The 25,412-nt window shown below is 67.2% G+C and carries 21 protein-coding genes; 5 read left to right on the top strand and 16 right to left on the bottom strand.

Annotated elements, in window-relative coordinates; translation table 11 throughout:
* Nucleotides 1-46: 46 nt before the first annotated feature.
* The 7 genes from rpoB to secE all read right to left on the bottom strand — a co-directional run bounded on the left by rpoB (nt 47) and on the right by secE (nt 8,166).
* The gene (rpoB, locus tag FHS82_RS01965) at nt 47-4,168 is read right to left on the bottom strand and encodes a DNA-directed RNA polymerase subunit beta (RefSeq protein WP_166948153.1); all 4,122 of its coding nucleotides are present in this window, start codon (nt 4,166-4,168) and stop codon (nt 47-49) included.
* 355 nt (nt 4,169-4,523) lie between these two features.
* Nucleotides 4,524-4,904, bottom strand: coding sequence for a 50S ribosomal protein L7/L12 (gene rplL / locus FHS82_RS01960; RefSeq protein ID WP_166948151.1), 381 nt, complete (start codon nt 4,902-4,904; stop codon nt 4,524-4,526).
* 45 nt (nt 4,905-4,949) lie between these two features.
* Complete coding sequence (rplJ, locus tag FHS82_RS01955) at nt 4,950-5,465, bottom strand: 50S ribosomal protein L10 (RefSeq protein WP_166948902.1); 516 nt, start codon at nt 5,463-5,465, stop codon at nt 4,950-4,952.
* Nucleotides 5,466-5,947: 482 nt separating this feature from the next.
* The gene (gene rplA, locus FHS82_RS01950) at nt 5,948-6,658 is read right to left on the bottom strand and encodes a 50S ribosomal protein L1 (RefSeq protein ID WP_166948149.1); all 711 of its coding nucleotides are present in this window, start codon (nt 6,656-6,658) and stop codon (nt 5,948-5,950) included.
* A gap of 11 nt (nt 6,659-6,669) precedes the next feature.
* Nucleotides 6,670-7,101, bottom strand: coding sequence for a 50S ribosomal protein L11 (rplK, locus tag FHS82_RS01945; protein ID WP_166948147.1), 432 nt, complete (start codon nt 7,099-7,101; stop codon nt 6,670-6,672).
* Nucleotides 7,102-7,340: 239 nt separating this feature from the next.
* Nucleotides 7,341-7,874: a transcription termination/antitermination protein NusG gene (gene nusG / locus FHS82_RS01940; RefSeq protein WP_166948145.1), complete on the bottom strand. Its 534-nt coding sequence runs from the start codon at nt 7,872-7,874 to the stop codon at nt 7,341-7,343.
* Nucleotides 7,875-7,971: 97 nt separating this feature from the next.
* Nucleotides 7,972-8,166, bottom strand: coding sequence for a preprotein translocase subunit SecE (gene secE / locus FHS82_RS01935; RefSeq protein WP_166948143.1), 195 nt, complete (start codon nt 8,164-8,166; stop codon nt 7,972-7,974).
* 320 nt (nt 8,167-8,486) lie between these two features.
* Here secE and FHS82_RS01930 point away from each other — a divergent pair, with 320 nt between their 5' ends.
* Entirely contained in the window at nt 8,487-10,436 is a 1,950-nt protein-coding gene (locus tag FHS82_RS01930) for an AsmA family protein (protein ID WP_166948141.1), read from the top strand.
* 115 nt (nt 10,437-10,551) lie between these two features.
* Here the strand turns inward: FHS82_RS01930 and FHS82_RS01925 are convergent, their stop codons facing one another.
* A complete protein-coding gene (locus FHS82_RS01925) occupies nt 10,552-11,283 on the bottom strand; it encodes an invasion associated locus B family protein (RefSeq protein ID WP_166948139.1) in 732 nt (243 codons plus the stop codon).
* A 529-nt stretch (nt 11,284-11,812) separates the two neighbouring features.
* Here FHS82_RS01925 and FHS82_RS01920 point away from each other — a divergent pair.
* From FHS82_RS01920 to FHS82_RS01910, 3 genes are read left to right on the top strand one after another with little or no spacing between them, the layout of a single operon-like run.
* Nucleotides 11,813-13,675, top strand: a complete 1,863-nt coding sequence (locus FHS82_RS01920) for an extracellular solute-binding protein (RefSeq protein WP_246224968.1) — start codon at nt 11,813-11,815, stop codon at nt 13,673-13,675.
* A gap of 42 nt (nt 13,676-13,717) precedes the next feature.
* On the top strand, nt 13,718-14,440 hold the full coding sequence (locus FHS82_RS01915; RefSeq protein WP_166948135.1) for a DsbA family oxidoreductase: 723 nt from the start codon (nt 13,718-13,720) through the stop codon (nt 14,438-14,440).
* Nucleotides 14,441-14,445: 5 nt separating this feature from the next.
* Nucleotides 14,446-15,549: a hypothetical protein gene (locus FHS82_RS01910; protein ID WP_208394033.1), complete on the top strand. Its 1,104-nt coding sequence runs from the start codon at nt 14,446-14,448 to the stop codon at nt 15,547-15,549.
* On the opposite strand, the gene tgt is transcribed toward FHS82_RS01910, so the two are convergent.
* The 6 genes from tgt to FHS82_RS01880 all read right to left on the bottom strand — a co-directional run bounded on the left by tgt (nt 15,506) and on the right by FHS82_RS01880 (nt 21,094).
* Entirely contained in the window at nt 15,506-16,639 is a 1,134-nt protein-coding gene (gene tgt / locus FHS82_RS01905) for a tRNA guanosine(34) transglycosylase Tgt (RefSeq protein ID WP_208394032.1), read from the bottom strand. The two genes, FHS82_RS01910 and tgt, sit on opposite strands and share 44 nt — an antisense overlap.
* A complete protein-coding gene (gene queA / locus FHS82_RS01900; protein WP_166948131.1) occupies nt 16,639-17,739 on the bottom strand; it encodes a tRNA preQ1(34) S-adenosylmethionine ribosyltransferase-isomerase QueA in 1,101 nt (366 codons plus the stop codon). The genes tgt and queA overlap by 1 nt, the downstream gene beginning before the upstream one ends.
* 12 nt (nt 17,740-17,751) lie before the next feature.
* Nucleotides 17,752-18,231, bottom strand: coding sequence for a peptidylprolyl isomerase (locus tag FHS82_RS01895; RefSeq protein ID WP_166948129.1), 480 nt, complete (start codon nt 18,229-18,231; stop codon nt 17,752-17,754).
* A gap of 125 nt (nt 18,232-18,356) precedes the next feature.
* Nucleotides 18,357-18,953, bottom strand: a complete 597-nt coding sequence (locus FHS82_RS01890; RefSeq protein WP_246224966.1) for a peptidylprolyl isomerase — start codon at nt 18,951-18,953, stop codon at nt 18,357-18,359.
* Nucleotides 18,954-19,140: 187 nt separating this feature from the next.
* Nucleotides 19,141-19,785: a glutathione S-transferase family protein gene (locus FHS82_RS01885; RefSeq protein WP_166948127.1), complete on the bottom strand. Its 645-nt coding sequence runs from the start codon at nt 19,783-19,785 to the stop codon at nt 19,141-19,143.
* A 4-nt stretch (nt 19,786-19,789) separates the two neighbouring features.
* Nucleotides 19,790-21,094, bottom strand: a complete 1,305-nt coding sequence (locus tag FHS82_RS01880) for a peptide ABC transporter permease (RefSeq protein ID WP_166948124.1) — start codon at nt 21,092-21,094, stop codon at nt 19,790-19,792.
* Nucleotides 21,095-21,384: 290 nt separating this feature from the next.
* Here FHS82_RS01880 and FHS82_RS01875 point away from each other — a divergent pair, with 290 nt between their 5' ends.
* Nucleotides 21,385-22,452 (top strand): ABC transporter ATP-binding protein, encoded by a 1,068-nt coding sequence (locus FHS82_RS01875; RefSeq protein ID WP_166948122.1) that lies wholly within the window; start codon nt 21,385-21,387, stop codon nt 22,450-22,452.
* Here the strand turns inward: FHS82_RS01875 and FHS82_RS01870 are convergent.
* The gene (locus FHS82_RS01870; protein WP_166948120.1) at nt 22,406-24,142 is read right to left on the bottom strand and encodes an ABC transporter permease; all 1,737 of its coding nucleotides are present in this window, start codon (nt 24,140-24,142) and stop codon (nt 22,406-22,408) included. The two genes, FHS82_RS01875 and FHS82_RS01870, sit on opposite strands and share 47 nt — an antisense overlap.
* A 12-nt stretch (nt 24,143-24,154) precedes the next feature.
* Entirely contained in the window at nt 24,155-25,135 is a 981-nt protein-coding gene (locus tag FHS82_RS01865; RefSeq protein ID WP_166948118.1) for an ABC transporter substrate-binding protein, read from the bottom strand.
* Nucleotides 25,136-25,412 lie beyond the last annotated feature (277 nt).

The raw sequence follows: 25,412 nt of genomic DNA, 5'->3' as shown, positions 1-25,412 counted from the left end.
CGCCTTGATCTTCAATGCCGCGTATGGATGCGCGCACCCCGCCCGCTCATTCGGCCGCCTCCGCGGGGAAGTCATCCTCAGGTACCTGCTTGGACGAGAGCAACTCCACGTTGAGGCCGAGCGACCGCATTTCCTTGACCAGCACGTTGAAGCTCTCCGGCACGCCGGATTCGAACGTGTCGTCGCCGCGCACGATGGCCTCGTAGACCTTGGTGCGGCCGGCGACGTCGTCCGACTTCACCGTCAGCATCTCCTGCAGGGTATAGGCCGCGCCATAGGCTTCGAGCGCCCACACCTCCATCTCGCCGAAGCGCTGGCCGCCGAACTGCGCCTTGCCGCCCAGCGGCTGCTGGGTGACGAGCGAGTACGGGCCGATGGAACGTGCATGGATCTTGTCGTCGACCAGGTGGTGCAACTTGAGCATGTAGATGATGCCCACGGTCACCTTGCGGTCAAACGGCTCGCCCGTGCGTCCGTCATAGAGCGTGGACTGGCCGGACGGGTGAAGCCCCGCCTCCTCCAGCATGTCCTCGATATCGCTCTCCTTGGCGCCGTCGAACACCGGCGTCGCGATCGGCACACCGCGCCGCAGGCTCTCGCCCAGATCGATGAGATCCTCCGGCGTCAGTTCGTCCGAGACCGCATCCTCGCCATAGACCTGGTTCAGAGCCTGCTTCAGCTGCGCCGTGTCGTGCGCACGGCGGTAGACATCCACCGCCTGCCCGATCTGCCGGCCGAGGTTGGCGCAGGCCCATCCCAGATGCGTTTCGAGAATCTGCCCGACGTTCATGCGGCTCGGCACGCCGAGCGGGTTGAGCACGATGTCGGCGTGCGTACCGTCCTCCAGGAACGGCATGTCCTCGATCGGCACGATGCGCGACACGACACCCTTGTTGCCGTGGCGGCCGGCCATCTTGTCGCCCGGCTGAATCTTGCGCTTCACCGCGACGAAGACCTTGACCATCTTCATCACGCCGGGCGGCAGCTCGTCGCCGCGCTGCAGCTTCTCGACCTTGTCGAGGAAGCGCTGTTCGAGCCGCTTCTTCGATTCGTCGTACTGCTTGCGCATCGCCTCCAGCTCCGCCGTCACGGCATCGTCGGCGACGGCAAACTGCCACCACTGCGAACGCGGGATGTCCGCCAGCACCTGGCGTGTCAGCTCCGTGTCCTTGCGGAAGCCCTTGGGGCCGGCGATCGCCGTCTGGCCGATCAGCACGTCCGCGAGGCGCGCGTAGGCGTTGCGGTCGAGGATCGCCTGCTCGTCGTCGCGGTCCTTGGCGAGGCGCTCGATCTCCTCGCGCTCGATGGCCTGGGCGCGCTCGTCCTTGTCGATGCCGTGGCGGTTGAACACGCGCACCTCGACGATGGTGCCCGTCACTCCCGGCGGCACGCGCAGCGACGTGTCGCGCACGTCGGAGGCCTTCTCACCGAAGATGGCGCGCAGCAGCTTCTCTTCCGGAGTCATCGGGCTTTCGCCCTTGGGCGTGATCTTGCCCACCAGAATGTCGCCCGCCTGCACCTCGGCGCCGATGTAGACGATGCCCGCCTCGTCGAGGTTCTTCAGCGCTTCTTCCGAGACGTTCGGAATATCGCGCGTGATTTCCTCCGGCCCGAGCTTGGTGTCGCGGGCGGAGACCTCGAACTCCTCGATGTGGATCGAGGTGAACACGTCTTCCTTCACGATCCGCTCGGAGAGCAGGATGGAGTCCTCATAGTTGTAGCCGTTCCACGGCATGAACGCGACGAGCACGTTGCGTCCGAGCGCGAGTTCGCCCAGCTCCGTCGAGGGACCGTCGGCGACGATGTCGCCCTTCTTCACGAAGTCGCCCACCTTTACCAGCGGCCGCTGGTTGATGCAGGTCGACTGGTTGGAGCGCTGGAACTTCATCAGCCGGTAGATATCGACGCCCGACTTGGTCGGGTCGAGATCTTCCGTCGCGCGGATAACGATACGTGTGGCGTCCACCTGGTCGACGATGCCCGTGCGCCGCGCCGCGATAGCGGCGCCCGAGTCGCGCGCGACCACCGCCTCCATGCCCGTGCCGACGAAGGGCGCATCCGCCTTCACCAGCGGCACGGCCTGGCGCTGCATGTTCGAGCCCATCAGCGCGCGGTTGGCGTCGTCGTTCTCAAGGAACGGAATGAGCGCCGCCGCCACCGACACGAGCTGCTTCGGCGACACGTCCATATAGTCCACGCGCTCCGGCGGCACCACGACCACGTCGCCGGCCTGGCGGCAGACGACGAGGTCCTCGGTCAGCCGGCCTTCCGTGTCGATCGCCGCATTGGCCTGCGCCACGGCATACTTCATTTCCTCGGTCGCCGAGAGGTAGTTCACCTCGTTCGTTACCTTGCCGTCGCGCACCCGCCGGTACGGCGCCTCGATGAAGCCATACTTGTTGACGCGCGCGAAGGTGGCGAGCGAGTTGATCAGGCCGATGTTCGGCCCTTCCGGTGTCTCGATGGGGCAGATGCGGCCGTAGTGCGTGGGGTGCACGTCGCGCACCTCGAAGCCGGCGCGCTCGCGCGTCAGGCCGCCCGGGCCAAGCGCGGAGAGGCGCCGCTTGTGCGTCACTTCCGACAGCGGGTTCGTCTGGTCCATGAACTGCGAGAGCTGCGACGAGCCGAAGAACTCGCGCACGGCCGCCGCCGCCGGCTTGGCGTTGATCAGATCCTGCGGCATCACGGTGTCGATGTCCACGGAGGACATGCGCTCCTTGATTGCGCGCTCCATGCGCAGCAGGCCAAGCCGGTACTGGTTCTCCATCAGCTCGCCGACGGAACGCACGCGGCGGTTGCCGAGATGGTCGATGTCGTCGATCTCGCCACGGCCGTCGCGCAAGCCGACCAGCGCCTTGACGACCGCGAGCATGTCCTCGCGGCGCAGGATACGCACGGTATCCGCCGCGTCGAGGTCGAGGCGCATGTTCATCTTCACGCGGCCGACAGCCGAAAGGTCGTAACGCTCGGGATCGAAGAACAGCGAGTGGAACATCGCCTCCGCCGTATCCAGCGTCGGCGGCTCGCCCGGGCGCATCACACGATAGATGTCGAACAGCGCCGATTCGCGCGCGCTGTTCTTGTCGATCGCCAGCGTGTTGCGGATGTAGGGACCGATGTTGACGTGGTTGATGTCGAGAACGGGGATCTCGAAGACGCCGGCCTCATCGAGTTCCTTCAGCACCTTCTCGGTGATTTCCTCGCCAGCCTCGGCATAGATCTCGCCCGTCTGCGGGTTGACGACGTCCTCACCGATATACTGGCCGAACAGGTCCTCGTCCGCCGCCCGCAGCGCCTTGACGCCGGCTTCCACGAGCTGGCGCGCGCCGCGCACCGTCAGCTTCTTGCCGGCCTCCAGCACGACCTCGCCCGAATCGGCGTCGATCACGTCGGCGCTTGCCTTGAAGCCCTTGTAGCGCTCGGGGTCGAAGGGCACGCGCCAGCCGTGGTCGTCGCGCGTGTAGGGCACCTTGTTATAGAACGTGTCGAGGATTTCCTCGGAGTCGAGGCCCAGGGCATAGAGCAGTGTCGTCACCGGCAGCTTGCGGCGGCGGTCGATACGCGCGTAGACGATGTCCTTCGCGTCGAACTCGATATCGAGCCACGAACCGCGATAGGGGATGATGCGCGCGGCGAACAGGATCTTGCCGGAGGAGTGCGTCTTGCCGCGGTCGTGGTCGAAGAACACGCCCGGCGAGCGGTGCATCTGAGACACGATCACGCGCTCGGTGCCATTGACGATGAAGGTGCCGTTGTCGGTCATGAGCGGCATGTCGCCCATGTACACGTCCTGCTCCTTGATGTCCTTGACGGAGCGCGCGCCGGTGTCCTCGTCCACATCAAACACGATGAGACGCAGCGTCACCTTCAGCGGCGCGGAAAAGGTCATGCCGCGCTGCCGGCACTCGTCGACATCATACTTCGGCGGCTCGAACGTGTACTTCACGAATTCCAGAAGCGAAGTACCGGAGAAGTCCGAAATCGGGAATACCGACTTGAACACGGACTGCAGCCCCTCGTCAGGCCGTCCGCCTTCCGGCTCATCGATCAGCAGGAACTGGTCATAGGACGCCTTCTGAACCTCGATCAGGTTCGGCATCTCCGCAACTTCCCGGATCTTGCCGAAGAACTTGCGAACACGCTTGCGGCTGGTGATCGTCTGGGCCATGTGGACTCTTGCTCCTCAACGCACGCCTGACCGGGCGGTCCTCGGGCGCCACTCCGGCAAGGGTTGCTCGGAGGGCCGCCGGGTCAGGCGGGCCGCTATCCCGCGGCAAGGTCAGCGAACGGTTCCGCCGCTCAACGGCCGAAAAGGCGACCGCCACGAACGGCGATGGCGTTTTCGGACGACGATGCGGTCCCGGGAGAAATCTCCCGGAACCGCAATTTCTTCAGATTAGGTTAACGGTGCGCGCGCTCAAAGACCTGCTCAGAGTTTCGATCCGTCCAGCAGCATGCGATCAGCCTGTCCGAAAAAACACCGCCAGGGCCGGGCGACTCCGGCCCCGCCGATCCATCCGAACTTACTTGAGTTCGACCTTGGCGCCGGCCTTCTCAAGCTGCTCCTTGAGCTTGTTGGCCTCGTCCTTCGGAATGCCTTCCTTGACAGGCTTGGGAGCGCCCTCGACGAGGTCCTTCGCTTCCTTGAGGCCAAGGCCGGTGATGGCGCGGACTTCCTTGATGACTTCGATCTTCTTGTCGCCGATGGCGGCCAGAACAACCGTGAATTCGGTCTGCTCCTCGGCAGCCGGGGCAGCGGCGCCACCACCTGCCGGAGCGGCGGCAACGGCGACAGCGGCAGCAGCGGAAACACCCCACTTCTCTTCGAGAAGCTTGGCGAGTTCGGCAGCCTCGAGAACGGTAAGGCTCGACAGTTCGTCGACGAGCTTGGTCAAATCAGCCATGATAATAATCCCTGTATCGGTTCGTCAGTTTGTTGGTAATCGGCCTTACGCCGCATCTCTGTTGGCATAGGCTCCGAACACGCGGGCCACCTTGGCGGCGGGCGCGGTGACAACCTGGGCGATCTTCGTCGCGGGAGCCTGGACAAGGCCCACGAGCTTGGCGCGCAGTTCGTCGAGCGACGGCAGCGAGGCGAGCGCCTTCACACCGTCGACGTTCAGAGTGGACTTGCCCGACGCGCCACCGAGAATGACGAGCTTGTCATTCGTCTTGGCGAAATCGGTCACGACCTTGGCCGCTGCGATGGGGTCGCTGGAATAGGCCAGCAACGTCGGCCCCTTCAGAAGGGGCGCGATTCCGGCAACGTCCGTGCCTTCGAGAGCGATCTTGGCGATGCGGTTCTTTGCGACCTGCACCTTGGCGCCTGCCTGCTTCGCTTCCTGACGGAGCTTCTGCATTTCAGCGACCCTCAGGCCGGCATAATGAGCAACAACGACGACGCCTGAAGTGCCGAACACTTCGCCAAGCGACGCCGCAAGCTCAGCTTTCGCCGTTCTATCCACGGGGCTCTCTCCAATAGACGGATAGACAGATGCCCATCCGCCAGCTACACATACCGCCCTCGCGATACCGACTACCATCAGGCCCGGCACCGAAAGGCGGCGCTTGTGAGCCCTGTCCCCGCTCCACGGCAGAAGCCGCGACGCGGATGCGAAGGTACGAACCAATCCCGTTTCACCGGCGATACCGACGGCTACCGACATCAGCCTTACCCGTCTATGCAGGCCCCAGGACGGGATTAGACCCGGCGCATATCGCCGGGCACCTGCAGTCTCGGACAGGACACCGACGGCCCCGAGGCGTCGCCCGGCGGAGATTTTCCCCGCTGGGCACACCCTGGAACCGCCATCTTCACGATCGTCAGATCGGAATTCCAGAAAAGTCTTGACCCGGCTTCCCGGATCAACCAACCTACATAATCTCCCTGCGCCCAAAACGCAAGGGCTGAGCCGCATGGCAGTCCGCCACGCGGCTACATCCGGGATTACGCTGCGCTGGCCACCGCGAACACCGACGAGGGATCGACCTTCACGCCCGGGCCCATCGTCGAGGAAATGGCGATGCGCTGGATGTAGGTGCCCTTGGCGCCCGACGGCTTGGCCCTCGCCACCGCATCGGCGAAGGCACGGATGTTCTCGATCAGCTTCTGCTCATCGAACGAAGCCTTGCCGATGCCGGCGTGGACGATGCCGGCCTTCTCGACGCGAAACTCCACAGCGCCGCCCTTGGCCGCCGAAACGGCGCCAGTGACGTCCATCGTCACCGTGCCGACCTTCGGGTTCGGCATCAGGCCGCGCGGGCCAAGGATCTTGCCGAGACGACCGACGAGCGGCATCAGGTCCGGCGTCGCGATGCAGCGGTCGAAGTTGATGTTGCCGCTCTGGATCTGCTCCATCAGGTCCTCGGCGCCCACCACCTCGGCACCGGCTTTCTTCGCCTCATCGGCCTTCGGGCCACGGGCGAACACGGCCACGCGCACCGAACGGCCGGAGCCGTTGGGGAGCTGGCAGACGCCGCGCACCATCTGGTCCGCGTGACGCGGATCGACGCCGAGATTGATGGAGACCTCGACCGTCTCGTCGAACTTCGCCGTGGCGCGTTCCTTGATGGTCTTCACGGCCTCGTCGATGCCGTAGAGCTTCTTGCGATCGATGCCTTCGCGAGAGGCGATGACGCGCTTTCCAACATGTGCCATGCGTGCCTCCCTCAGCCCACGACCTCAATGCCCATCGAACGGGCAGAACCTTCGATCATCGTCGCAGCCGCCTCGATCGTGTCCGTGTTGAGATCGGACATCTTCGCCTGGGCGATTTCGACAACCTGCGCGCGCGTGACCTTGCCGACGGAGCCACCCTTGCCGGGCGTCTTCGAGGCGCTCTTGAGGCCAGCGGCCTTCTTCAGATAGTACGAAACCGGCGGCTGACGGGTCTCGAACGTGAAGGAGCGGTCCTGATAGGCGGTGATGATCACCGGAATCGGGGTGCCCTTCTCCATCTGTGCCGTCTTGGCGTTGAACGCCTTGCAGAATTCCATGATATTCAGGCCGCGCTGACCGAGCGCGGGACCGATCGGCGGCGACGGATTGGCCGCGCCCGCCGGAACCTGAAGCTTCACGTAGCCCGTGATCTTCTTTGCCATGATGGCTGCTCCCAAACAGAACGGCAACCGGGAGCGCCGGCTGCCATAGTTGCAGTCCGCGGTTCGAGCCGTTCTCCCGGCAGGCTGGCCGGGCGGATCTCCCGCGTTCGTGAATCGTCATATAAAATAAACGAAGGCGCTTCATTACAGCATGCCGATGTCACATGCAAGAGGTGCCTGATGCAAATGGCGCGCCAGCCCGCCGCTGCAGACAGGCGGGCAGGACCCTTCCCACAGCCTCAGATCTTGGCGACCTGCCCGTACTCCAGCTCCACCGGCGTGGCGCGGCCGAAGATCGACACCGCGACCTTGACCCGGGCGCGGGCGTCGTCGACCTCTTCCACGATGCCGTTGAAGGAAGCGAACGGCCCGTCGGACACGCGCACCTGCTCGCCCACCTCGAAGCTGACCGACGGCTTGGGATGCTCGACGCCTTCCGCCACCTGGCCCTTGATCCGCTCCGCCTCGTAGTCCGGGATCGGCAGCGGCTTCGACTTGTCGGCGCCCAGGAAGCCCGTCACCTTCGGCGTGTTCTTGATCAGATGATAGACATCGTCCGTCAGGTCGCATTTCACGAGGACATAGCCGGGAAAGAACTTGCGCTCCGTATCGACCTTGCGTCCGCGGCGCACCTCGACCACCTTCTCGGTCGGCACCAGAATTTCGTCGAACTTGTCCTCAAGCCCGCGCTGCGCCGCCTGGTCCCGCAGCGACTGGGCCACCTTGTTCTCGAAGTTCGAATAGGCGTGGACAATGTACCAACGCTTGGCCATCAACGACTCTCCCCATGGCCCGCGGCGCCGCATGAGCCAGCCGGACCGGATAACCTTCACATGAAATCAGCCCCCGCGCCCGCGCGGCGGCGGCGCCTCAGCCGAGGCCCAGCAGGGCGCCGATGCCGAGCTGGATGAGCTGGTCGACGACGAAGAAGAAAATACTCGCCACAAGCACCATCACGAAGACCATGGCCGTGGTGACCAGCGTCTCCTTGCGGGTGGGCCATGTCACCTTCTTCGTCTCGGCACGGACCTGCTGAAGAAACTCGACCGGATTCGTCTTCGCCATCGTTGCTCCAAGGCCCGGTTCAGCGGGCCGCCCTTGCTGGATATCGCCGGGAACTCAGCCGCGCCCGTCGCGAATCGCGCGCCCGAGGCTTTCTGAATTCAACCAGCACAAAGCATGCCCGCGCCTTCGGAAGCACGGACACTGAACTTCCTCATTACTTGTCCACAACGGGAAACGCAAGTCCCCCCGCGCCGCGCGTTCTCCCGCATACGGCATTTCCTGGATGCATTCACAGCCCGGCTTAAGATATACCGGCGCCGGAATTCATTATAGGGTATGATCCCGCAGGGTGGCGGGGTGCATCGTAACATGCGGGTTATATGGCCATACGTCGACGCTATATCATCTTCGCGCTTGTCGCTCTGGTCCTGATCGCCGCCGGTTCCTTCCACTGGCCCGTGACGCATTTGCCGCTCACGCAGCAACTGGTCGGGCGCATCGGCGAGGCGACGGGTCTCGCGATCCGCGTCGAGCGAGCCTCGCTGCGTCTGCTGCCGACACCGCGCATCAAGATGTCGCGGGTGTCGCTGGACGCGCGCCCCGATGCCGCGCCGGAGACAGCCCTGCTGAGCGCACGCGAGGTCCGGGTCGGCCTCGGCCTGCTGCCGCTTCTGCTGGGCCGCGCCGAGCCGGTGAGCATCACGCTCGTCAATCCCAACATCCGCTGGTTCGGGCCGGAACAGCCCCGCCAGCTCTGGACGCTGGCGCGCCGGCATCTCACCGCGTTGATAGAGGCCAGAAACATGGAAGGGGAACCGGCGCCTGGCGACACGACCATCCCCCACCACGTGCAGGTGCTGGCGCAGTCGCTGCCCGGCCGCCTCGTCATCAGCGAAGGCGCGGTCCTCTACCGCAACGGCAACCGCCGCCTGCTGCACCGGCTGAACGCGACTGTCGACTGGCCGTCCACGGGCCGGCCGCTCGATCTCGCCGCGTCGGCGCTGTGGCGTGGCGAGCCCGTCGACCTGCGCATCGAGAAGCTGCGGCCGGCATCCCTCGCCGCCGGTTTCGACTCCCCGCTCGCGCTGCGCCTGTCGGCCCGCCCCGCAACCTTTTCATTCATCGGGCGGATTTCGGCGGACGAGGTGCCGGAACTCAGCGGTGACATGAGCTTCCGAACGAGTTCGCTGCGGCAGACGGCCGCATGGCTGCGCACGCCGCTCGCCTTCGCCGACGCCGTGGGGCCAGTGACGCTCAAGGGCGGCGTCAGCCTTTCCGGCCAGGGCCTTTCGGTTCCCGATGCCCGCATCGATGCCGGCGGCGGCGTGCTCGAAGGGGCGCTCTCCGCGCGGATCGCCGACAACGGGCGCATGCGCGTCTCCGCCACGCTCGATGCCGCAACGCTCGACTTCAATCGTTTTCTCGCCGCCGACCGTCGCATCGGGCCGGCCAGGCCGCCCGGTGGCGTATCGGAATGGTCGCGCGCGCCGCTCGTGCGCCGGCCGGGCGAAGCCGACTTCCCCCGCAACGATCTCGATATCCGCCTGTCCGTCGCCAGGGCCGCCATCGGCCCGCTGTTACTTTCCGACGTCGCGGCGGGCATTCTGACCTCGGGCGGCAGGCTGGAAATCGCCCTCAACCAGGCGAAGCTGGACGATGGTCTCGTCAGGGGGCGCCTGCAGCTCCTTCCGGAGCAGGACGACCTTTCCGCCCAGCTCACGGGAACGATCGACGGAGTCGACGCGCGCAAGACGCTGCGCAGCCTCACTAGCGCGCCCCTCATCTCCGGACGCGCCGGCGGGCAGGTCACGCTCAGGGGCAACGGCAACTCCCTCAACGCCATCATGCGAAACCTCGCGGGCGTCGTATCGGCGCGAATCACGGACGGGGAGCTGTCGGCGGTGGACCTGAACAACGTCGTGGAGCGTATGGAGCAGCGTCCGCTCGCCACCGCGCTCGACTGGCGGGGCGGGCGCACACCCTTCGACACGATCGACGCGACGTTGAAGATCGAGCGCGGCTCCGGCGAGCTGGAAGGGGAACTGCGCGCCGGAAACGGGCTTTACGGCGTCATGTCCGGTGTCATCGACATCGCCCACAGGACGCTCGCCCTGCGCGCGCTCGCCATGACGTCCGAGCCGAACGCGGACGCGGCCGGCTCGCAGGGCTCCGACGGCGAATCGCCAGCCGCCTTCCCGATCGAGATCGAGGGTTCGTGGGACTATCCGGTGGTGACGCCGGACATCCGCTCGCTGATCGAACGATCGAGCGCCGCCGTGCCGCTTGCTCCCGCCCACACGCCCGCCTCCTCCCGGCCGGACGCGCCGTAATGGCGCGCATGAAAAACCCCGGCACAGCGGCCGGGGTTCTGTTTCCGTATAAAAAGCCCGAGCGAGACTTGCGCGCCCGGCCAAGTAGTCGGGCGCGCAGGCATTGCCGCTGCCTTTACTGCTGCGCGGGAGCAGCGGGTGCCGCCGGAGCGCCGCCCTGCCCCGGCTGTCCGGAGCGCTGGCGCAGCTCTTCCGAGCGCTTCTGGAGCGCTTCCTGAAGCTGCCGCTGCTGCGCCTCCAGCGCCTGCGGGTCGATCGGCTTGCCGTCGAAGCCCTTGGTGAAGCCGGCGAGCGGCACGGCGAACGTCACTTCGCGGCCCATCTGGTTCTGCGCGCTGACGTTGAGGATGTTGCCGCGCTTGAGCGAGTTGATGAAGGCGTCCGGCACCGGCGCCTCGGCGAAGCAGCCGTTCGGGAAGCAGATAGCGTACTGCCCGGCGACAGGGTCGTTCTTGTCCACGAAGAAGCGCAGGCCCGGCCGCAGCAGCAGGCCGAGCGGCATCAGGAAGCGGACGATTTTCGTCGCGTCGCCCTTCACGTCGTAGATGGCGACCGCCAGCACGGGCTGGCCCTGCTCGCTGACGAAGTCGCGCGTGGTGTAGCAGATTTCCTTGTTGGCGCCTTCGTCGCGGCCACAGACCTTGGTCCAGTCCGCCTGCGACGGCTCGGCCTTCAACTGCACGAGGGAGGGGCCGGCCGGCGGCTGCTGGCCCTGCGCGGGGGCCGTCTGGGCCGGGGCATTCTGGGCATATGCGGCGACCGGCGCCAGCGCGCTTATCCCGGCCACCAACGCCATCGCTATTCCGCTGGCAGCCCGCAGCGGCGCCGATTGTTTCACGCGGCTCATCGACTGATCCTCTTTCCTGATTGGCAGATACACGACTATTCTACCCCGACCTTCTGGCAACAGACGCCCGTAAACCCGCTGGTCCCCCGACGCAAGCATGCCGTCCGCAAAAACTGCGGTCATCCCGCAATCCGCAATTTTTCCGCCCTGCCGCCCGCTTCATCCACGCGGCCGGCCAGAGTTTGCGGCGCCCCCGGAAACGGGGGCGATGCGGATGCGGGCTGCGCGCACCAGCGGCCTCCCCGGCAGGAAAAGCTTACCGTGCTGGCGCGAAAGGGAAAACGTCCGGCGGCATCGAACCCGACCAATTCCCTCTCCCTGATTCGCGTCACGCAAGACGTCGGGGTGACGCCACCCGGCCCGGTGTTTACCTTGTCTCGCGGCTGCTTTCCAGCATCGTTCACGAATTGGTGCGGTTCTCGGGCGATAAGTGTCCTGCGCGCCCGACCGGGGATCGCATAAACTTCACCGCGAATCGCCAGAACCCGCGCCATGACAGGCGCCAATGGCAAGCGCCATGATAGACACCATGTCAGGATCGTCCGTGCCCATGATGTCCCTTGCATCGTTCGCCGTCCCGGCGGCCCGCGCATGCCGCGGCGCTCTCGCCGCGCTGCTCGTCGTGGGCCTCTGCGCGCTGCCAGCCCCCGCCGGGCAGGAAGACTGGCAGAGCCTGCCGCGCCGCGAGGCGCTCGCCATGCACGGCGAGCCGCGGCTGCCCGCGGGCTTCGCATCGCTGCCCTATGTCAATCCGGATGCGCCGAAGGGCGGCCGCCTCATCCAGAGCATCATCGGCACGTTCGACAACCTCAACCCCTTCGTGCCGAAGGGCATCGCCGCACAGGGCATCACCACGCTCGTGTTCCAGCCGCTGATGGCGCGCTCTGCCGACGAGCCCTTCTCGGTCTATGGTCTCATCGCCAACGCCGTGCGCATGCCGGAGGACCGCAGTTTCGTCGTGTTCCACCTCGATCCCCGCGCGCGTTTCTCGGACGGGCATCCCGTCACCGCCGCGGATGTGCTGTTCAGCTTCGAGCTGCTGCGCGAGAAGGGGCAGCTCTACTATCGCAGCTACCTCGGCCAGGTGGAGCGGGCGCAGGCGCTCGATCCGCTCACGGTGCGTTTCGACCTGAAGCCCGGCAACCGGGAGACGCCGCTGACTCTCGCCCAGTTGCCGGTGCTGCCCGCCCACCTGATCGACCGCGACACGTTCGAGCAGACGACCTTCCAGACGCCCGTCGGCTCCGGTCCCTATGTCGTGGCGGCCGTGGATGCCGGACGCAGCATCACCTTCCGCCGCAATCCCGATTTCTGGGCGAAGGATCTGCCGGCGACGCGCGGCCTCTACAATTTCGACGAAATCCGCTTCGACTATTACCGCGACGTCAACACGCAGTTCGAGGCGTTCAAGGCCGGCCTCTATGACGTGCGCGTCGAGACGAGCGCCTCGCGCTGGGCCATCGGCTACGACTTCCCCGCCGTCCACAGCGGCGCCGTCCTGCGCGAAACGCTGCCCGTGGGCACGCCGCGCCCCATGTACGGCTTTGCTCTCAACAGCCGCCGGCCGCCGCTCGCCGACGTGCGGGTGCGCGAGGCGCTGGGCTACTTCCTCGACTTTCCGTGGGTCAACCGCAACCTGTTCTACGATCTCTACAGGCGTACGGGCAGCTATTTCGCCGGTTCGTCGCTATCGTCGGCAGGCCGGCCGGCCTCGGCTGGCGAGCGGGCGCTGCTCGCGCCCTTCCCCGGCGCGGTGCGCGCCGACATTCTGGAAGGCACCTGGCGCCCGCCCGAGGCCGATGGCTCCGGGCGCGACAGGGCGATGGCCCGCAAGGGACTCGACCTGCTGGAATCAGCCGGCTTCGCCCTGCGCGACGGTGTGTTGCGCCACGATGGCGGCGCGCCGCTCGTCTTCGAGATCATGGTGGTGTCGCGCGATCAGGAGAGGCTGGCACTCAATTTCGCCCAGTCCCTCAAGCCCGCCGGCATCGTGGCGGACGTGCGCCTCGTCGACGAGGCGCAATACTGGAAGCGGTTGCTGGCGGCGGATTTCGACGTCATACTCTACACTTGGAACGTATCCGCGTCGCCCGGCTCGGAACAGTCGAACCGCTGGTCCTCGGCCGCCGCCGACCGGCCCGGATCGCTGAACATCACCGGCGCGAAGTCGCCCGCCGTCGACGCCACCATCGACGCGCTGCTTGCCGCCCGTACCATGGAGCAGTTCACCGATGCCACGCGCGCCTTCGACCGCGCGCTGCTGTCCGGCTTCTACGTCGTACCGCTGTTCCATGCCGACGGGCAGTGGGTGGCGCGGCGGGCGGAGATCGACCGGCCGGAAAAGGTGCCACTGTTCGGCCCGGTCATCGACAGTTGGTGGCGAAAGCCGTAAACGTCGATGCAGGACAACCGCACGTAAGCCGGAACCTTGCCCATGACCACAGCGCCTATGACGACAGCGCCCACGAACGCCACTGACAGTACCGCCCGCAGGCCCATCACCGTCGATATCGTCTCCGATGTCGTGTGTCCGTGGTGCTACCTCGGCTCGGCCCGCTTGGCGCACGCCATCGCCGCGCGGCCGGCGCTCGATGTCGCCGTCCATTGGCGACCGTTTCAGCTCGACCCGACCGTCCCGGCCGGCGGGCTCGACCGCGCCGCCTACATGCTGCAAAAATTCGGCGGCGATCAGGCGCGTCTCGACGCCATCCACGCGCACCTCGTCGACCTCGGCCGCGAAGAAGGCATCGACTTCCGCTTCGACCGCATCACCCGCGCCCCCAACACGCTCGATGCGCATCGCCTGATTCGCTGGGCGCAGCCGTCCGGTGCGCAGGGGGACGTCGCGCGGCGCCTGTTCGCGCTCTACTTCACCGAAGGGGCCGACATCGGCGACGCCGCCGTGCTGCGGCAGGTGGCGGAGGATGCTGGGCTCGACGGCGAGGTCGTCGCCAACCGTCTCGCGGGCGACTGGGACAAGCAGGACGTCATCGACGAGATCGCGGTCGCCGCCCGTCTCGGCGTCACCGGCGTGCCGTTCTTCATCCTCGGCGGACGCTACGGCATTGCCGGCGCGCAGTCGGCCGAGGTGCTGGCCGACGCTCTCGACAAAGCCGTGAACGATCCGGTTGTGAATAACCCGGCCGCGCGTGCCTGACCGGGATGCGGCATTCTCTCCCCTGGCGGCGTTTCCTGAAGACCTTCCTGCTGGCCCTCGTGCTGGTGGGAGCGGCGCTCGCCGGCTTCGTCGCCACGGTCGATCCCTATGGCATCCGCGTCAGGGCGGGCGATGCGCCGCGTCCCGTCGTGGATATCAACCAGCGGTACATGTATCCGCAAATTGCCCGCTCGCGCCGCTACGACGCCGCCATCTTCGGCACCTCCTCATTGCGCCTGCTCGATCCGGAGGAACTCGATCGCCTTTTTGGCACGCCGGAGAAGCCCGTGCATTTCGCCAATCTGGCGATGAACGCCGCCACGCCCTGGGAGCAGATGCAGCTTGCGCGCCTGTTTGTGAAGGTGGAGCCCGCGCCGCGCGTGCTCGTCTTCGGGCTCGACCGGGGCTGGTGCGACGCCGATGCCGACGCACCGGAAAGGCGACTCACCTTCCGCGCCTTCCCAGTCCGCTTCTACGACGACGACCCCTGGAACGACTGGCGTGACGCCTTCAGCCTGAACACGCTGGAGATCGCGGGCCGCCTCGTCTCCCACCGGCTTGGCCTGCGGGGCGTGAACCTGCGCGACGACGGCTACGGCGTCTTCGTGCCACCTGACGCCGCCTACGACCTTGAGCGCGCCCGCACGCACATCTGGCACGAGAACCTTGCCGCCGGGCTGCCCGCCGCCGTCGTGCCCGTGGAGCCGCCCGCGGTTCCCACCGCCGCGGACAGGGCCGCATGGCGCTTTCCCGCCGGCCAATGGCTCGACGGCCTGCTCGCCGCGCTGCCCGCAGACACGCAGACCTTCCTCGTGTTCCCGCCCGCGCACGTCGCCGCCCAGCCCCGCCCCGGCTCGCTGGCCGAGGCGATGGAGCAGGCCTGCAAGCGGCATTTCGCGGAACTTGGCGCACGCCACAACGCGACCGTGCTCGACTTTCGCCGCCCCTCCGCCGTCACGCGCGAGGACGCCAATTTCTGGGACCCGCTGCACTACCGCCTGCCGTTCGCAAGCCGCATCGGGGAGGCGCTGGCGAACCCGCAGCCCTCAGACGACTTCTACGTCGTCATGCATCGCCGCGCGCCCAGCCTTCCTTCGTCCGGGCAATGAAGTCGTCGAGCCTGCCCGCGGCTATCGCCGCCCGCAGTCCCGCCATCAGTTCCTGATAATAGGCCAGGTTGATGCCGGTCAGCAGCATCATGCCCAGAATCTCGCCCGACTTGACGAGATGGTGCAGGTAGGCGCGCGAATAGGTGCGCGTCGGTTCCCACGGCGACGCCTCGTCGATGGGGCGCGGATCGTCCGCGTGGCGGGCGTTGCGCATGTTGATCTTGCCGAAGCGGGAAAACACCTGTCCGTGCCGCCCCGCCCGCGTCGGCATGACGCAGTCGAACATGTCGACGCCACGCCGCACCGATTCCACGATGTCATCCGGCGTGCCCACGCCCATCAGGTAATGCGGCTTGCCGTCCGGAAGATGCGGCATCACGGTATCGATCATGGCGAGCATCACGTCCTGCGGCTCGCCCACCGCGAGCCCGCCGATGGAATAGCCCTCGAAATCCATGCCGGCGAGCGTGCGCGCGCTCTCCACCCGCAGGTCCCGGTTCGCGCCGCCTTGCACGATGCCGAACAGCGCCCGGCCGTGCTCCACGCGCCCCGGCTGGTCGCCGAACGCCGTCCGGCAGCGCTCCGCCCAGCGCAAACTGAGCCGCATGGCGCGCGCGGCTTCGGCGTCGGTGCATGGCAACTTCACGCATTCATCGAGCTGCATCTGGATGTCCGAACCCAGCAGCCCCTGAATCTCGATGGCGCGTTCGGGCGTCAATTCATGGCGCGCACCGTCGATGTGCGACTGGAAGGTCACGCCCCTCTCGTCGATCTGCCGCAGCTTGGCGAGCGACATCACCTGAAAGCCGCCTGAATCGGTGAGGATGGGGTGCGGCCAGTTCATCAGCCTGTGCAGGCCGCCGAGCCGCGCCACCCGCTCCGCGCCCGGGCGCAGCATCAGGTGGTAGGTATTCCCGAGCAGCACGTCGGCGCCGAGCGCCTTCACCTCGTGCGTGTGCATGGCCTTGACGGTCGCCGCCGTGCCCACCGGCATGAAGGCCGGCGTGCGGATCGTGCCGCGCGGCAGCCTGATCTCGCCGGTGCGCGCCGCGCCGTCGCGGGCCGCGATGTGAAAGGAGAACGCCGCCATCACGCCGCCCCGTCATTGCGGAACAACAGGCTTGAGTCGCCATAGGAATAGAAGCGGTAACCGGCCGCCACCGCATGGGCATAGGCCGCCTGCATGGTGTCGAGCCCCGCGAATGCGCTCACCAGCATGAACAGCGTGGAGCGCGGCAGGTGAAAATTGGTCATCAGCACATCAACCGCCCTGAAGCGATAGCCGGGGGTAATGAAGATCGACGTGTCGCCGGAAAACGGCGCGATGGTGCCATCCTCGCGCGCCGCGCTTTCCAGCAGCCTCAGCGCCGTGGTGCCGGTGGCGACGATGCGCCCGCCCGCCGCCCGCGCCGCGTTGAGCGCCTGCGCCGTCTGGGCGTCTATCTCGCCCCATTCCGCATGCATCGCATGGTCGCGCGTGTCTTCCGTCTTCACGGGCAGAAAGGTTCCCGCGCCCACATGCAGCGTCACGAAATGGCGCTCGATGCCCGCAGCCCGCAGCCGGGCGACGAGATCGTCTGTGAAGTGCAGCCCTGCCGTGGGCGCGGCGACGGCGCCGTCCCGCTTCGCGTAGATCGTCTGGTAATCGGTAAGGTCGGCCGCATCCTCCGCCCGTTTCGAGGCGATATAGGGCGGCAGCGGCATGTGGCCGAGCCGCGCGACGGCCTCATCCAGCGCCGGGCCGGAAAAGGCGAAGCGCAGCAGCACCTCCCCGCCATCGCCCTTCTCGACGATCTCGGCGTCGAGCGAGGCGAGTTCGCAGGCATGGCTTTCGTTCCCGTCGCCGAAGCGAATGCGCTCGCCCGCACGCAGCCGCTTGCCGGGCCGGGCGAACGCGCGCCACGAATCAGCCGATTCGCGCTTGTGCAGCATCACCTCGACGTGCGTCACCGCTTCCCCGCGCACGCGGATGCCGTAAAGGCGCGCCGGGATGACGCGGGTATCGTTTTGCACCAGTACGTCGCCGGGCCGCAGCAACGACGGCAGATCGCGCACCGTGCGGTCCGCGAGGCTCTCGCCGGCCGCGGCCTGCGGCCGCACCACCAGCAGGCGTGCGCTGTCGCGCGGGGAGGCCGGACGCAGGGCGATGGAAGCTTCCGGCAAGGCGAAATCGAACAGGGAAACGTCCATCGCGGAAAGAGCTTACGCCTCGATATCGGCGGCGATGCGCGCCGTGACGATGGAATCGGGATCGCGCACAGGTTCGCCGCGCTTGATCTTGTCGACGTTCTCCATGCCCTCGATCACCTTGCCCCACACCGTATACTGCTTGTCGAGGAAGCGGGCGTCGGCGAAGCAGATGAAGAACTGCGAGTTGGCGGAATTGGGGTTCTGCGCCCGCGCCATGGAGACGGTGCCGCGCACATGCGGCTCGGCGTTGAATTCCGCCTTGAGGTCGGGCAGGTCGGAGCCGCCGGTGCCGGTGCCGCGCGGGCAGCCGGTCTGCGCCATGAAGCCCTCGATGACGCGGTGGAACACGATGCCATCATAGAACTTCGCCCGCACCAGCTCCTTGATGCGCGCCACGTGCAGGGGCGCGAGGTCCGGGCGCAGCGCGATGACCACGCGGCCCTTGGTCGTTTCGAGAACGAGTGTGTTTTCCGCGTCGACGGTGGCCGTCATGATGATTCCTTTCTCTATGGCATGTTCCCGGAAGGCGGATGCCCGATCGGATGGATGGACGGGGACAGTCGCCCCGATCCGGGAAGCGCGTGCAGGACAATACGAAACAGGCGTGGGATATGGGCTCACTTGCCGTCGGAAGCAAGGCGCATCCGGGTGATCTTGTCGGGATTCGTGACCGCGCCGTTGTTGGCGCTGGTGCCGGCCTTGATCTTGTCGACCGCATTCATGCCCGAGATCACCTCGCCGATGACCGTATACTGACCGTTGAGAAACGAGGCGTCATCGAAGCAGATGAAGAACTGCGAATTGGCGGAATCGGGATCCTGCGCCCGCGCCATGCCGACAGTGCCGCGTTTGAACGGCGCGTCGGAGAATTCGGCCGGCAGGTCCGGCAGGTCGGAGCCGCCGCGCCCGGTGCCCGTCGGGTCGCCGGTCTGTGCCATGAAACCGGGAATGACGCGGTGGAACACCACGCCATCATAAAAGCCCTTGCTCGCCAGCGCGCGGATGCGCTCGGCATGCCGGGGCGCGAGGTCGGGACGCAGCCGGATGGTGACGCGGCCATGAGCCGTATCGAGCAGCACGACATTCTGCGGATCAGCCTGCTGTGCCTGCGCGACCAGCACCGGCCGGTCGGCGGAAGCCACCGCGGCGGGCTGCGCGAGGGCCGGCAGCGCGCAGGAGGCGAGGATACAGGATGCAAGCATCAGGGAGCGCATGAACAATCTCCGCGAGCGCCGGGGCAGGACAACTTGCGCGGCCTTGCCCGCCAGCCCGCCCGGCCTGTGTTGGATGCAAGGCCTTGAGGGACGCTGGATAGCATCTTGTACGCGAATGCTCCAGAGCGCGCCGCCCGAAATGCGGATGCCGGCCTGTGGACGACGCGGCGTCTCGCCGCAGCCCGGCTCAATCCGTCACGCGCAGCTCTTCGTAGGAGACCATGACATGCTCGCGGAATGCGGGTCGCGTCGTGAGCGTGTCGTAATAGCGGCGCAGCACCGGGCGGTCCTGCCGCTCGATCGGGATATCGAAATAGCGGTACAGGACATGGCCGAGCTGGATATCCGCCAGCGTGAAGTGGTCTCCGGCAAGGAAGGCGCCGCGGGAGAGTTGCGCCTCGGCGATGTCGAGCAGTCTGTCGAGCGCGACGATGGCCTGGGCGATGGCGGCGGGATCCTGCTTCGACGGAGCCGTCCGCACCACCCGCGAGAAAATGGGCCCTGAAAACGCCAGCGTGACATTGATCTTCGCCCATTCGGCCCATTTGTCGACCCGCGCCCGCGCCAACCCCTCGGCAGGCCAGAACGGCGCGCTGCCGTAGCGGCCGGCCAGATAGCGCAGGATGGCGCCGGTTTCCCACAACGGCTCGCTGTCGCCGTCGCGCAGGACGGGCACGGTGCCGTTGGGGTTCATGGCGAGAAATTCCGCCGTGTCGTTGCCGCCGTAGCGATGGCCGACATCGTGCCGCTCGTAAGGCAGGCCGAGTTCCCCGACGCACCACATCAGGGCCTGCACGTTGGATGAGTTTTTCCGTCCCCAGATGGTCAGCATGCGATCACGATCCCTTGTATCCTGCCGTTCCGGTGGCCCGCGCCTGGGCCTGGGCGGAGGCGGGCGACGGGCTTTCCCCCGCCGGCTTCGCGCCCGCCTTGGGGCGGCGGGTGCGGAACTGGCCCCGGGTGATGGCGGCGAAGGAAATGACGACGACGGCAAGCGTCGTCATCCACCACGGAAACGCCATGCCCACGCCAAGCACCGACAGCGTGAAAGCCGACGCGACGGCGGCCGTCAGACCCGGCACGAGCTGCCCGGAACCAGCCGGCCCTGCCGACGTCTCGTCGAGCCGCCGCACCACGAAATAGAGCACCAGCGCCGCCAGCGCGGCGCCCACCGCGCCGAGTTCGTACCAGATCTCGAACGGAAAGCCGTAAGGGGTCGCGGCCGGAATCGTGCCGGCCACGCGCGCCGCCAACGCCGTGTCGAGCCCATGACCGATGAGGAAACTGCCGGGCGCGGCCAACACGAGCGCATGCCACGCCGCGATTGCCTCGCGCACCACACTGCCCTCGACGAACAGCAGCGCGACCGCCGGCGACAGCAACACCGCGAACAGCGGCGCGCCGAGCAGGATGCCCGCCGTTCCCCAGGCCGTGACCCGGTTGCCTGCAACCGGACGCCAGGCCGTCAAGCCGTAGATCGCCGCCGCGACCGCGAAACCGATCAGCGGCGTCCAGACGCGGGCCGCCACGAGCGCGGCCGCCGTCGCCGCGCCGAGTGCCGCCGCAAGCCCCCTGCGGCTGCGCGATTCGAGCCAGGCGATGGCCGGCCACACGACAAGGGCGAGCGCCGTGAGGCCGCGTTCGAAGATCGCCGTATCGTTCAGCAGTGCATCGCGCGAGCGCGTGGCCAGCAGCGCCAGCGCCAACAGCGCGGCCAGCGCGGCGCCGATGCCGGTCAGATAAAGGTTCGAGGCCCGGACGCGCTCGGGCAGGGTGGTGACGCCGAGCAGCGCGAGCAGGACAGCCTGCACGATGTTGAACAGCTTGTCGCCCGCCTCCCCGCGATCCGGCGACCAGAAGACCGACAGCGCCGACCACACCAGCAACAGGATGCCGGCAATGCCCGCGGGGCTCCTTGCCAGGGCGGCGAACACCCGCGCGAGGCCGCGCGGAGGCGCCTCGATGACGCTCGACAGAATCAGCAGCGCCACGCCGATGGGTGCCAGCACGATGGTCGCCCTGCGGGACAGGAACGTTGCAACGGGCAGCACGACGACCAGCAGCGCGAAGCCGAGACGGCGCAGCAGCGCCGCCGCATCGGCGGCGGGGTCGAGCGGGGATGTTTGAGGGCGCGTGACCATTCCCGTGGCGCTTCTTCCGGTACAAGCGCGCCCGATGCACGCCCAGCGCACGTACCCTAGCCTGTGCCGGGCGCGGATACTGTAGAAGGAATGCAACACTTACCAAGATGTAACATTTCCAGAATTGCGGGTTGCCGCACGACGCTTTCACGAAAACGTCACGCGGAAGGCGCAGAGAGGGGCGATGCGGACGACGTTCGCCTGTCGTCCGACCAACGGATGATCGCCGCCGTATCCGATGACGCCTGAACTCCCCGCATATCCCGATTTTCTCATGCCTGAACCCGCCCATGCTTGAACTGTCGCACGTCAGTCGTCGCTACGACGCCGTCGTCGCGCTCGACGACGTGAGCCTCACGGTGGCGGACGGCGCCTTTCTGGCGTTGCTCGGACCGTCGGGCTGCGGCAAAACGACGCTGCTGCGGCTGATCGCCGGCTTCGAGAAAGTATCGTCCGGCGCCATCGCCTTCAACGGCCGCACCGTCGCTGGCCCCGGCCTGCACGTGCCGCCGGAGGACCGGCAGGTGGCGATGGTATTTCAGTCCTATGCCCTGTGGCCGCATATGAGCGTGGCGGAGAACATCGCCTTTCCGTTGTCGGTCGCCGGCGTGCGGCAGGGCGAAATGGCCCGGCGCGTCGGCGAAGCGCTCGAAGCGGTCGGCCTCGCCGGGCTCGCCGCGCGCCGGCCGGAGGCGCTTTCGGGCGGCCAGCGCCAGCGCGTGGCACTCGCCCGGGCGCTGGTGCAGGATGCACCGGTCATCCTGTGCGATGAGCCGCTCGCCAATCTCGACATCCACCTGCGCGCCGCCATGCTGGAGGAGTTCCGCCGCCTGCACCGCGACACCGGCCGCACCTTCATCTACGTCACCCACGACCAGGCGGAGGCACTGGCGCTCGCCACGGACGTCGCGGTGCTGGATCGCGGCCGCCTGTCGCAGCGGGCGGCGCCCGAGGTTGTGTATAGCGAGCCGGCGAACATCTCGGTGGCGAAGTTCGTCGGCGAGGGCGCGATCGTCGACGCCGTTGCCGAGGCGCCCCCTGCCGGCGGCAAGGTCCGGGTGCGGCTTGCCGGCCGCACGCCGGTTTTCCGCGCCCACGCCGGCGTCAGCGCCGGCCCCGTGCATGTGCTGGTGCGGCCGGAGGCGGTCGGCATCGGAAACGCTTTCGAAGCGCGCGTCCTGTCGACGATCTACAAGGGCGCGTTCCACACGGTGACGGCGGAGCTGGCGGACGGCCAGCGGCTGCAACTCCATCTCCCGTCCGCCCCCGCGCCCGGCACCGCCCTCGGGCTGACCATCCACGACGGCTGGGTCATTCCCGCCACGGCAGAATCCCCGGCGGCAGGCGGCGGGCGCTGACGTCGAGCAGCCCCATGATCACCGCGACAGCCACCACCGCCGTCAGCGCCACGGCGGCGGCGGGCGAGGCGAAACCGGCTTCCTCAAGGCTGAACAGCGCCACGCCGATCGTCTCCGTGCCGGATGACCACAGCAGCGCCGACACCGTCAATTCATTGAAGGCAATGAGGAAAACCATCAGGCCGCCGGCCATCGCCGCCGGCAGCACGATGGGCAGAACAATGCTGCGCAACCGGCGCGAGAACCCGGCGCCGCAAGCGCGCGCTGCTTCCTCCAGCTCGACGGGCAATTGCGCCACCGCCGCGCCCGGCGCCTTCAGCGCCACCGGCAGGAAGCGCGCCATATAGGCGAACAGGATGATGAACGGCGTGCCGTAGATGCTGACGCCGACGAGCGGCAAAGGCTTCAGGAACAGCAGGATGCAGGCAATCGCCAGCACGACGCCGGGCAGCGCATAGGGAATTTCCAGCACCAGCTCCAGCGCGCCGCGAAACCGGCCGGACCGCCGGTCAAGCGCATAGGCCAGCGGCACCGCGCCCAACGCCAGCAGCACGGAGGCCGCGAGCGCAAACAGGAGGGAATTGCGGAAGGCGCGGACCGTAACATCCTGACGGACAAGGACTTCCACGAAATTATCGAGCGTCGCCGTCGCCCACGACAGCGGCACCCCATAGGAAGGCACGAGCGCGGAGGCGAGCAGGGCGGTGAGCGGCAGGGCCAACACCACGGCGACCACGAGCCAGAGCATAGCTTCCACAAGCGCACGGCGCTTCAGAGACCACACCACACCGATGGCCCTGCCACGGCTGAAGCGCGCCGACCGGCCGCCCAGCATCCAGGCGCCCAGAAGAACGCCCGAGCCGGCGATAAACGCCACCAGCACGGACAGCGCCGCCGCGTCCGCAATGACGGAAGGGCCGAAGCTCACCATGCGGCGATAGATCAGCGTCGGCAAGGTCAAGTAATTCACCGGCACGCCGAGCAGCGCGGGAATGCCGAAGTTGCCCACCGCCGCCACGAAGGCGAGCGCGGCGGAGGCCACGAAATAGGGCCGCAGCAGCGGCAGGATCACGGTGCGCAACACCCGCAGCGGACGTGCGCCCGCCACCAGCGCCGCCTCGGCAAGATCGGCCGGGACGGTACGCAGCCCCGCGCGCATGGTGACGAACACCAGCGGCGCGTGGTGCAGCGCAAGCACGGCGATGATGCCTTCCCGGCTCATCAGCGGATTGTCGCTGCCGGGCGGCGGCGCGAGGCCGAAGGCGTTCAGCAGCGGCGACGACGGGCCGGCCAGCGTGAAATAGGCGAGTGCCACCACCTGCGGCGCGATCATCATCGACAGCAGGAAACAGAACGCGATGGCGCGCTTGCCCCGCACGTCCGTCAAGGTCAGCGCCAAGGCCATGCCCGTGCCGAGCGCCAGCGCGAGAAACGCGGAAACCACGCCGGTTTCGAGACTGTGCCACGTCGCCCTAAGCGCCGTCCGCCCGCCGATCTCGGCCAGCGCCGGCGCGAGATCGAACGCCCCGCCGGGAGCGACCGCCGCAAGGACCAGCCGCCCGAACGGCAGCGCGGCGAACAGCAGAACGGCCGCCGCCAGCAGCACCAGCACCCACCATCCATCCGGCAGGCGGCGCGGCCGTGCCGCGTCGCCCTTGTCGGCTATCCGTTCACGGATGACGTCCGTCATTCAGACCGTCGGTCACTGGCCGAAAATGTCGGCGAACGCCTTCTTGTTCTTCGCCTCGTCCTCAAGCGCCTTCGCGGCGTCGAAGCTCAGCACCTTGATCTTGCTGCGGTCGGGGAAGCCTTCCGGCGGGGCGACCTCCGGATGCGCCGGCAGGTAGCCCTGCTTGCTGGCGAGTTCCTGGCCGTCCTTCGAGAGGATGAAGTCGACGAAAGCCTTCGCGGCCTCGGGGTTCTTCGTCGTCTTCAGGATAGCGACCGGCTCGGTGACGGCGGAGACGCCTTCCGTCGGGAACACGAACTCGACCGGCGCGCCCTTGGCCTTCTCGCGGATCGGCATGTAGTCGACGATCACGCCGTAGAGCTTCTCGCCGCCGGCGACCGACTTGAGCACGGCGCCGTTGCCGCCGCCGGCAATCGCGTCGTTCTTCTTCAGCGCCTCATAGTAGCCCCAGCCTTCCGGCAGGTTCCCGGTGAGGGTGGCGGCGTGGATCAGGGCGGCGCCCGACGACAGCGGGCTCGGCATGGTGAGCTGGCCCTTGACCTCCGGCTTCGTCAGATCTTCCCACGACTGCGGCTTGAAGCCGGCCTTGGTATTGTAGGTGATGCCGGTGGTGATCAGCTTCGTCGAGAACCAGTACTTCTGCGGGTCGTGCGTGCCGGCCGGGTAGGCGGAAACGTCCGCGCCCTCGTGGGCGGCCAGACGGCCTTCCTTCTTGAGCCCTTCCATGGTGACGCTGTCGGCGATCAGCAGCACGTCGGGCTGCGGCTGGCCGGCCTCGAACTCGGCGCGCAGCTTCGCGAGCAGCGGCGGCGTACCGTCGCGCACAAAGCTGATGTCCACGGCAGGATGCTTCGCCTTGAACGCATCGATGGTCTGCTGCGCGTCGGTGTTGGGCTGGCTGGTATAGAGCACGAGCTTGCCGGACACATCGGCGGCGAGAGCGGCTGCCGGCGCAAGGGTCGTGGCGAGAATGGCGGCGAGGATACGTTTCATGGAACAGCGCTCCTGAACGGGACGGAGACGGACCGGACGACGGATCCGCCGTCGCGCGGACCGTCGAAAATGATGAACCTGTTGCCTAGACTTCCGCCGTGACGCTGATATGACGCACGGGGCGCGGGACCATCCCGCCGGGGCGGGTTCGGCCCGTTTTACGGGTACTTGCGCCTTTTGCGGACACTTGCGACTTTTGTGGACACTTGCGCCTTGCACTGACGCAACGTCCGTGGTCCAAACGACTGACGCGGGCAAGCGCCGCGCACGGATCGGG

The sequence above is a fragment of the Pseudochelatococcus lubricantis genome (genome assembly GCF_011762225.1).
GTDB classification, from domain to species: Bacteria; Pseudomonadota; Alphaproteobacteria; order Rhizobiales; family Beijerinckiaceae; genus Pseudochelatococcus; species Pseudochelatococcus lubricantis.
Note: the sequence above shows the minus strand (reverse complement) of the source record. Positions and strands in the feature narration are given on the sequence as shown.

Bases quoted from the DNA above. Each gene is read 5' to 3' on its own strand.
- FHS82_RS01890 (WP_246224966.1), bottom strand. From the start codon at position 18,953: ATGCGCTCCCTGATGCTTGCATCCTGTATCCTCGCCTCCTGCGCGCTG.
- nusG (WP_166948145.1), bottom strand. From the start codon at position 7,874: ATGGCCAAGCGTTGGTACATTGTCCACGCCTATTCGAACTTCGAGAAC.
- FHS82_RS01930 (WP_166948141.1), top strand. From the start codon at position 8,487: ATGGCCATACGTCGACGCTATATCATCTTCGCGCTTGTCGCTCTGGTC.
- FHS82_RS01865 (WP_166948118.1), bottom strand. From the start codon at position 25,135: ATGAAACGTATCCTCGCCGCCATTCTCGCCACGACCCTTGCGCCGGCA.
- rplA (WP_166948149.1), bottom strand. From the start codon at position 6,658: ATGGCACATGTTGGAAAGCGCGTCATCGCCTCTCGCGAAGGCATCGAT.
- tgt (WP_208394032.1), bottom strand. From the start codon at position 16,639: ATGGCGGCGTTCTCCTTTCACATCGCGGCCCGCGACGGCGCGGCGCGC.
- rplL (WP_166948151.1), bottom strand. From the start codon at position 4,904: ATGGCTGATTTGACCAAGCTCGTCGACGAACTGTCGAGCCTTACCGTT.
- FHS82_RS01880 (WP_166948124.1), bottom strand. From the start codon at position 21,094: ATGGTCACGCGCCCTCAAACATCCCCGCTCGACCCCGCCGCCGATGCG.
- FHS82_RS01920 (WP_246224968.1), top strand. From the start codon at position 11,813: ATGTCAGGATCGTCCGTGCCCATGATGTCCCTTGCATCGTTCGCCGTC.
- FHS82_RS01925 (WP_166948139.1), bottom strand. From the start codon at position 11,283: ATGAGCCGCGTGAAACAATCGGCGCCGCTGCGGGCTGCCAGCGGAATA.
- rplK (WP_166948147.1), bottom strand. From the start codon at position 7,101: ATGGCAAAGAAGATCACGGGCTACGTGAAGCTTCAGGTTCCGGCGGGC.
- secE (WP_166948143.1), bottom strand. From the start codon at position 8,166: ATGGCGAAGACGAATCCGGTCGAGTTTCTTCAGCAGGTCCGTGCCGAG.
- rpoB (WP_166948153.1), bottom strand. From the start codon at position 4,168: ATGGCCCAGACGATCACCAGCCGCAAGCGTGTTCGCAAGTTCTTCGGC.
- FHS82_RS01915 (WP_166948135.1), top strand. From the start codon at position 13,718: ATGACCACAGCGCCTATGACGACAGCGCCCACGAACGCCACTGACAGT.
- FHS82_RS01875 (WP_166948122.1), top strand. From the start codon at position 21,385: ATGCTTGAACTGTCGCACGTCAGTCGTCGCTACGACGCCGTCGTCGCG.
- FHS82_RS01910 (WP_208394033.1), top strand. From the start codon at position 14,446: ATGCGGCATTCTCTCCCCTGGCGGCGTTTCCTGAAGACCTTCCTGCTG.
- FHS82_RS01895 (WP_166948129.1), bottom strand. From the start codon at position 18,231: ATGACGGCCACCGTCGACGCGGAAAACACACTCGTTCTCGAAACGACC.
- FHS82_RS01870 (WP_166948120.1), bottom strand. From the start codon at position 24,142: ATGACGGACGTCATCCGTGAACGGATAGCCGACAAGGGCGACGCGGCA.
- FHS82_RS01885 (WP_166948127.1), bottom strand. From the start codon at position 19,785: ATGCTGACCATCTGGGGACGGAAAAACTCATCCAACGTGCAGGCCCTG.
- queA (WP_166948131.1), bottom strand. From the start codon at position 17,739: ATGGACGTTTCCCTGTTCGATTTCGCCTTGCCGGAAGCTTCCATCGCC.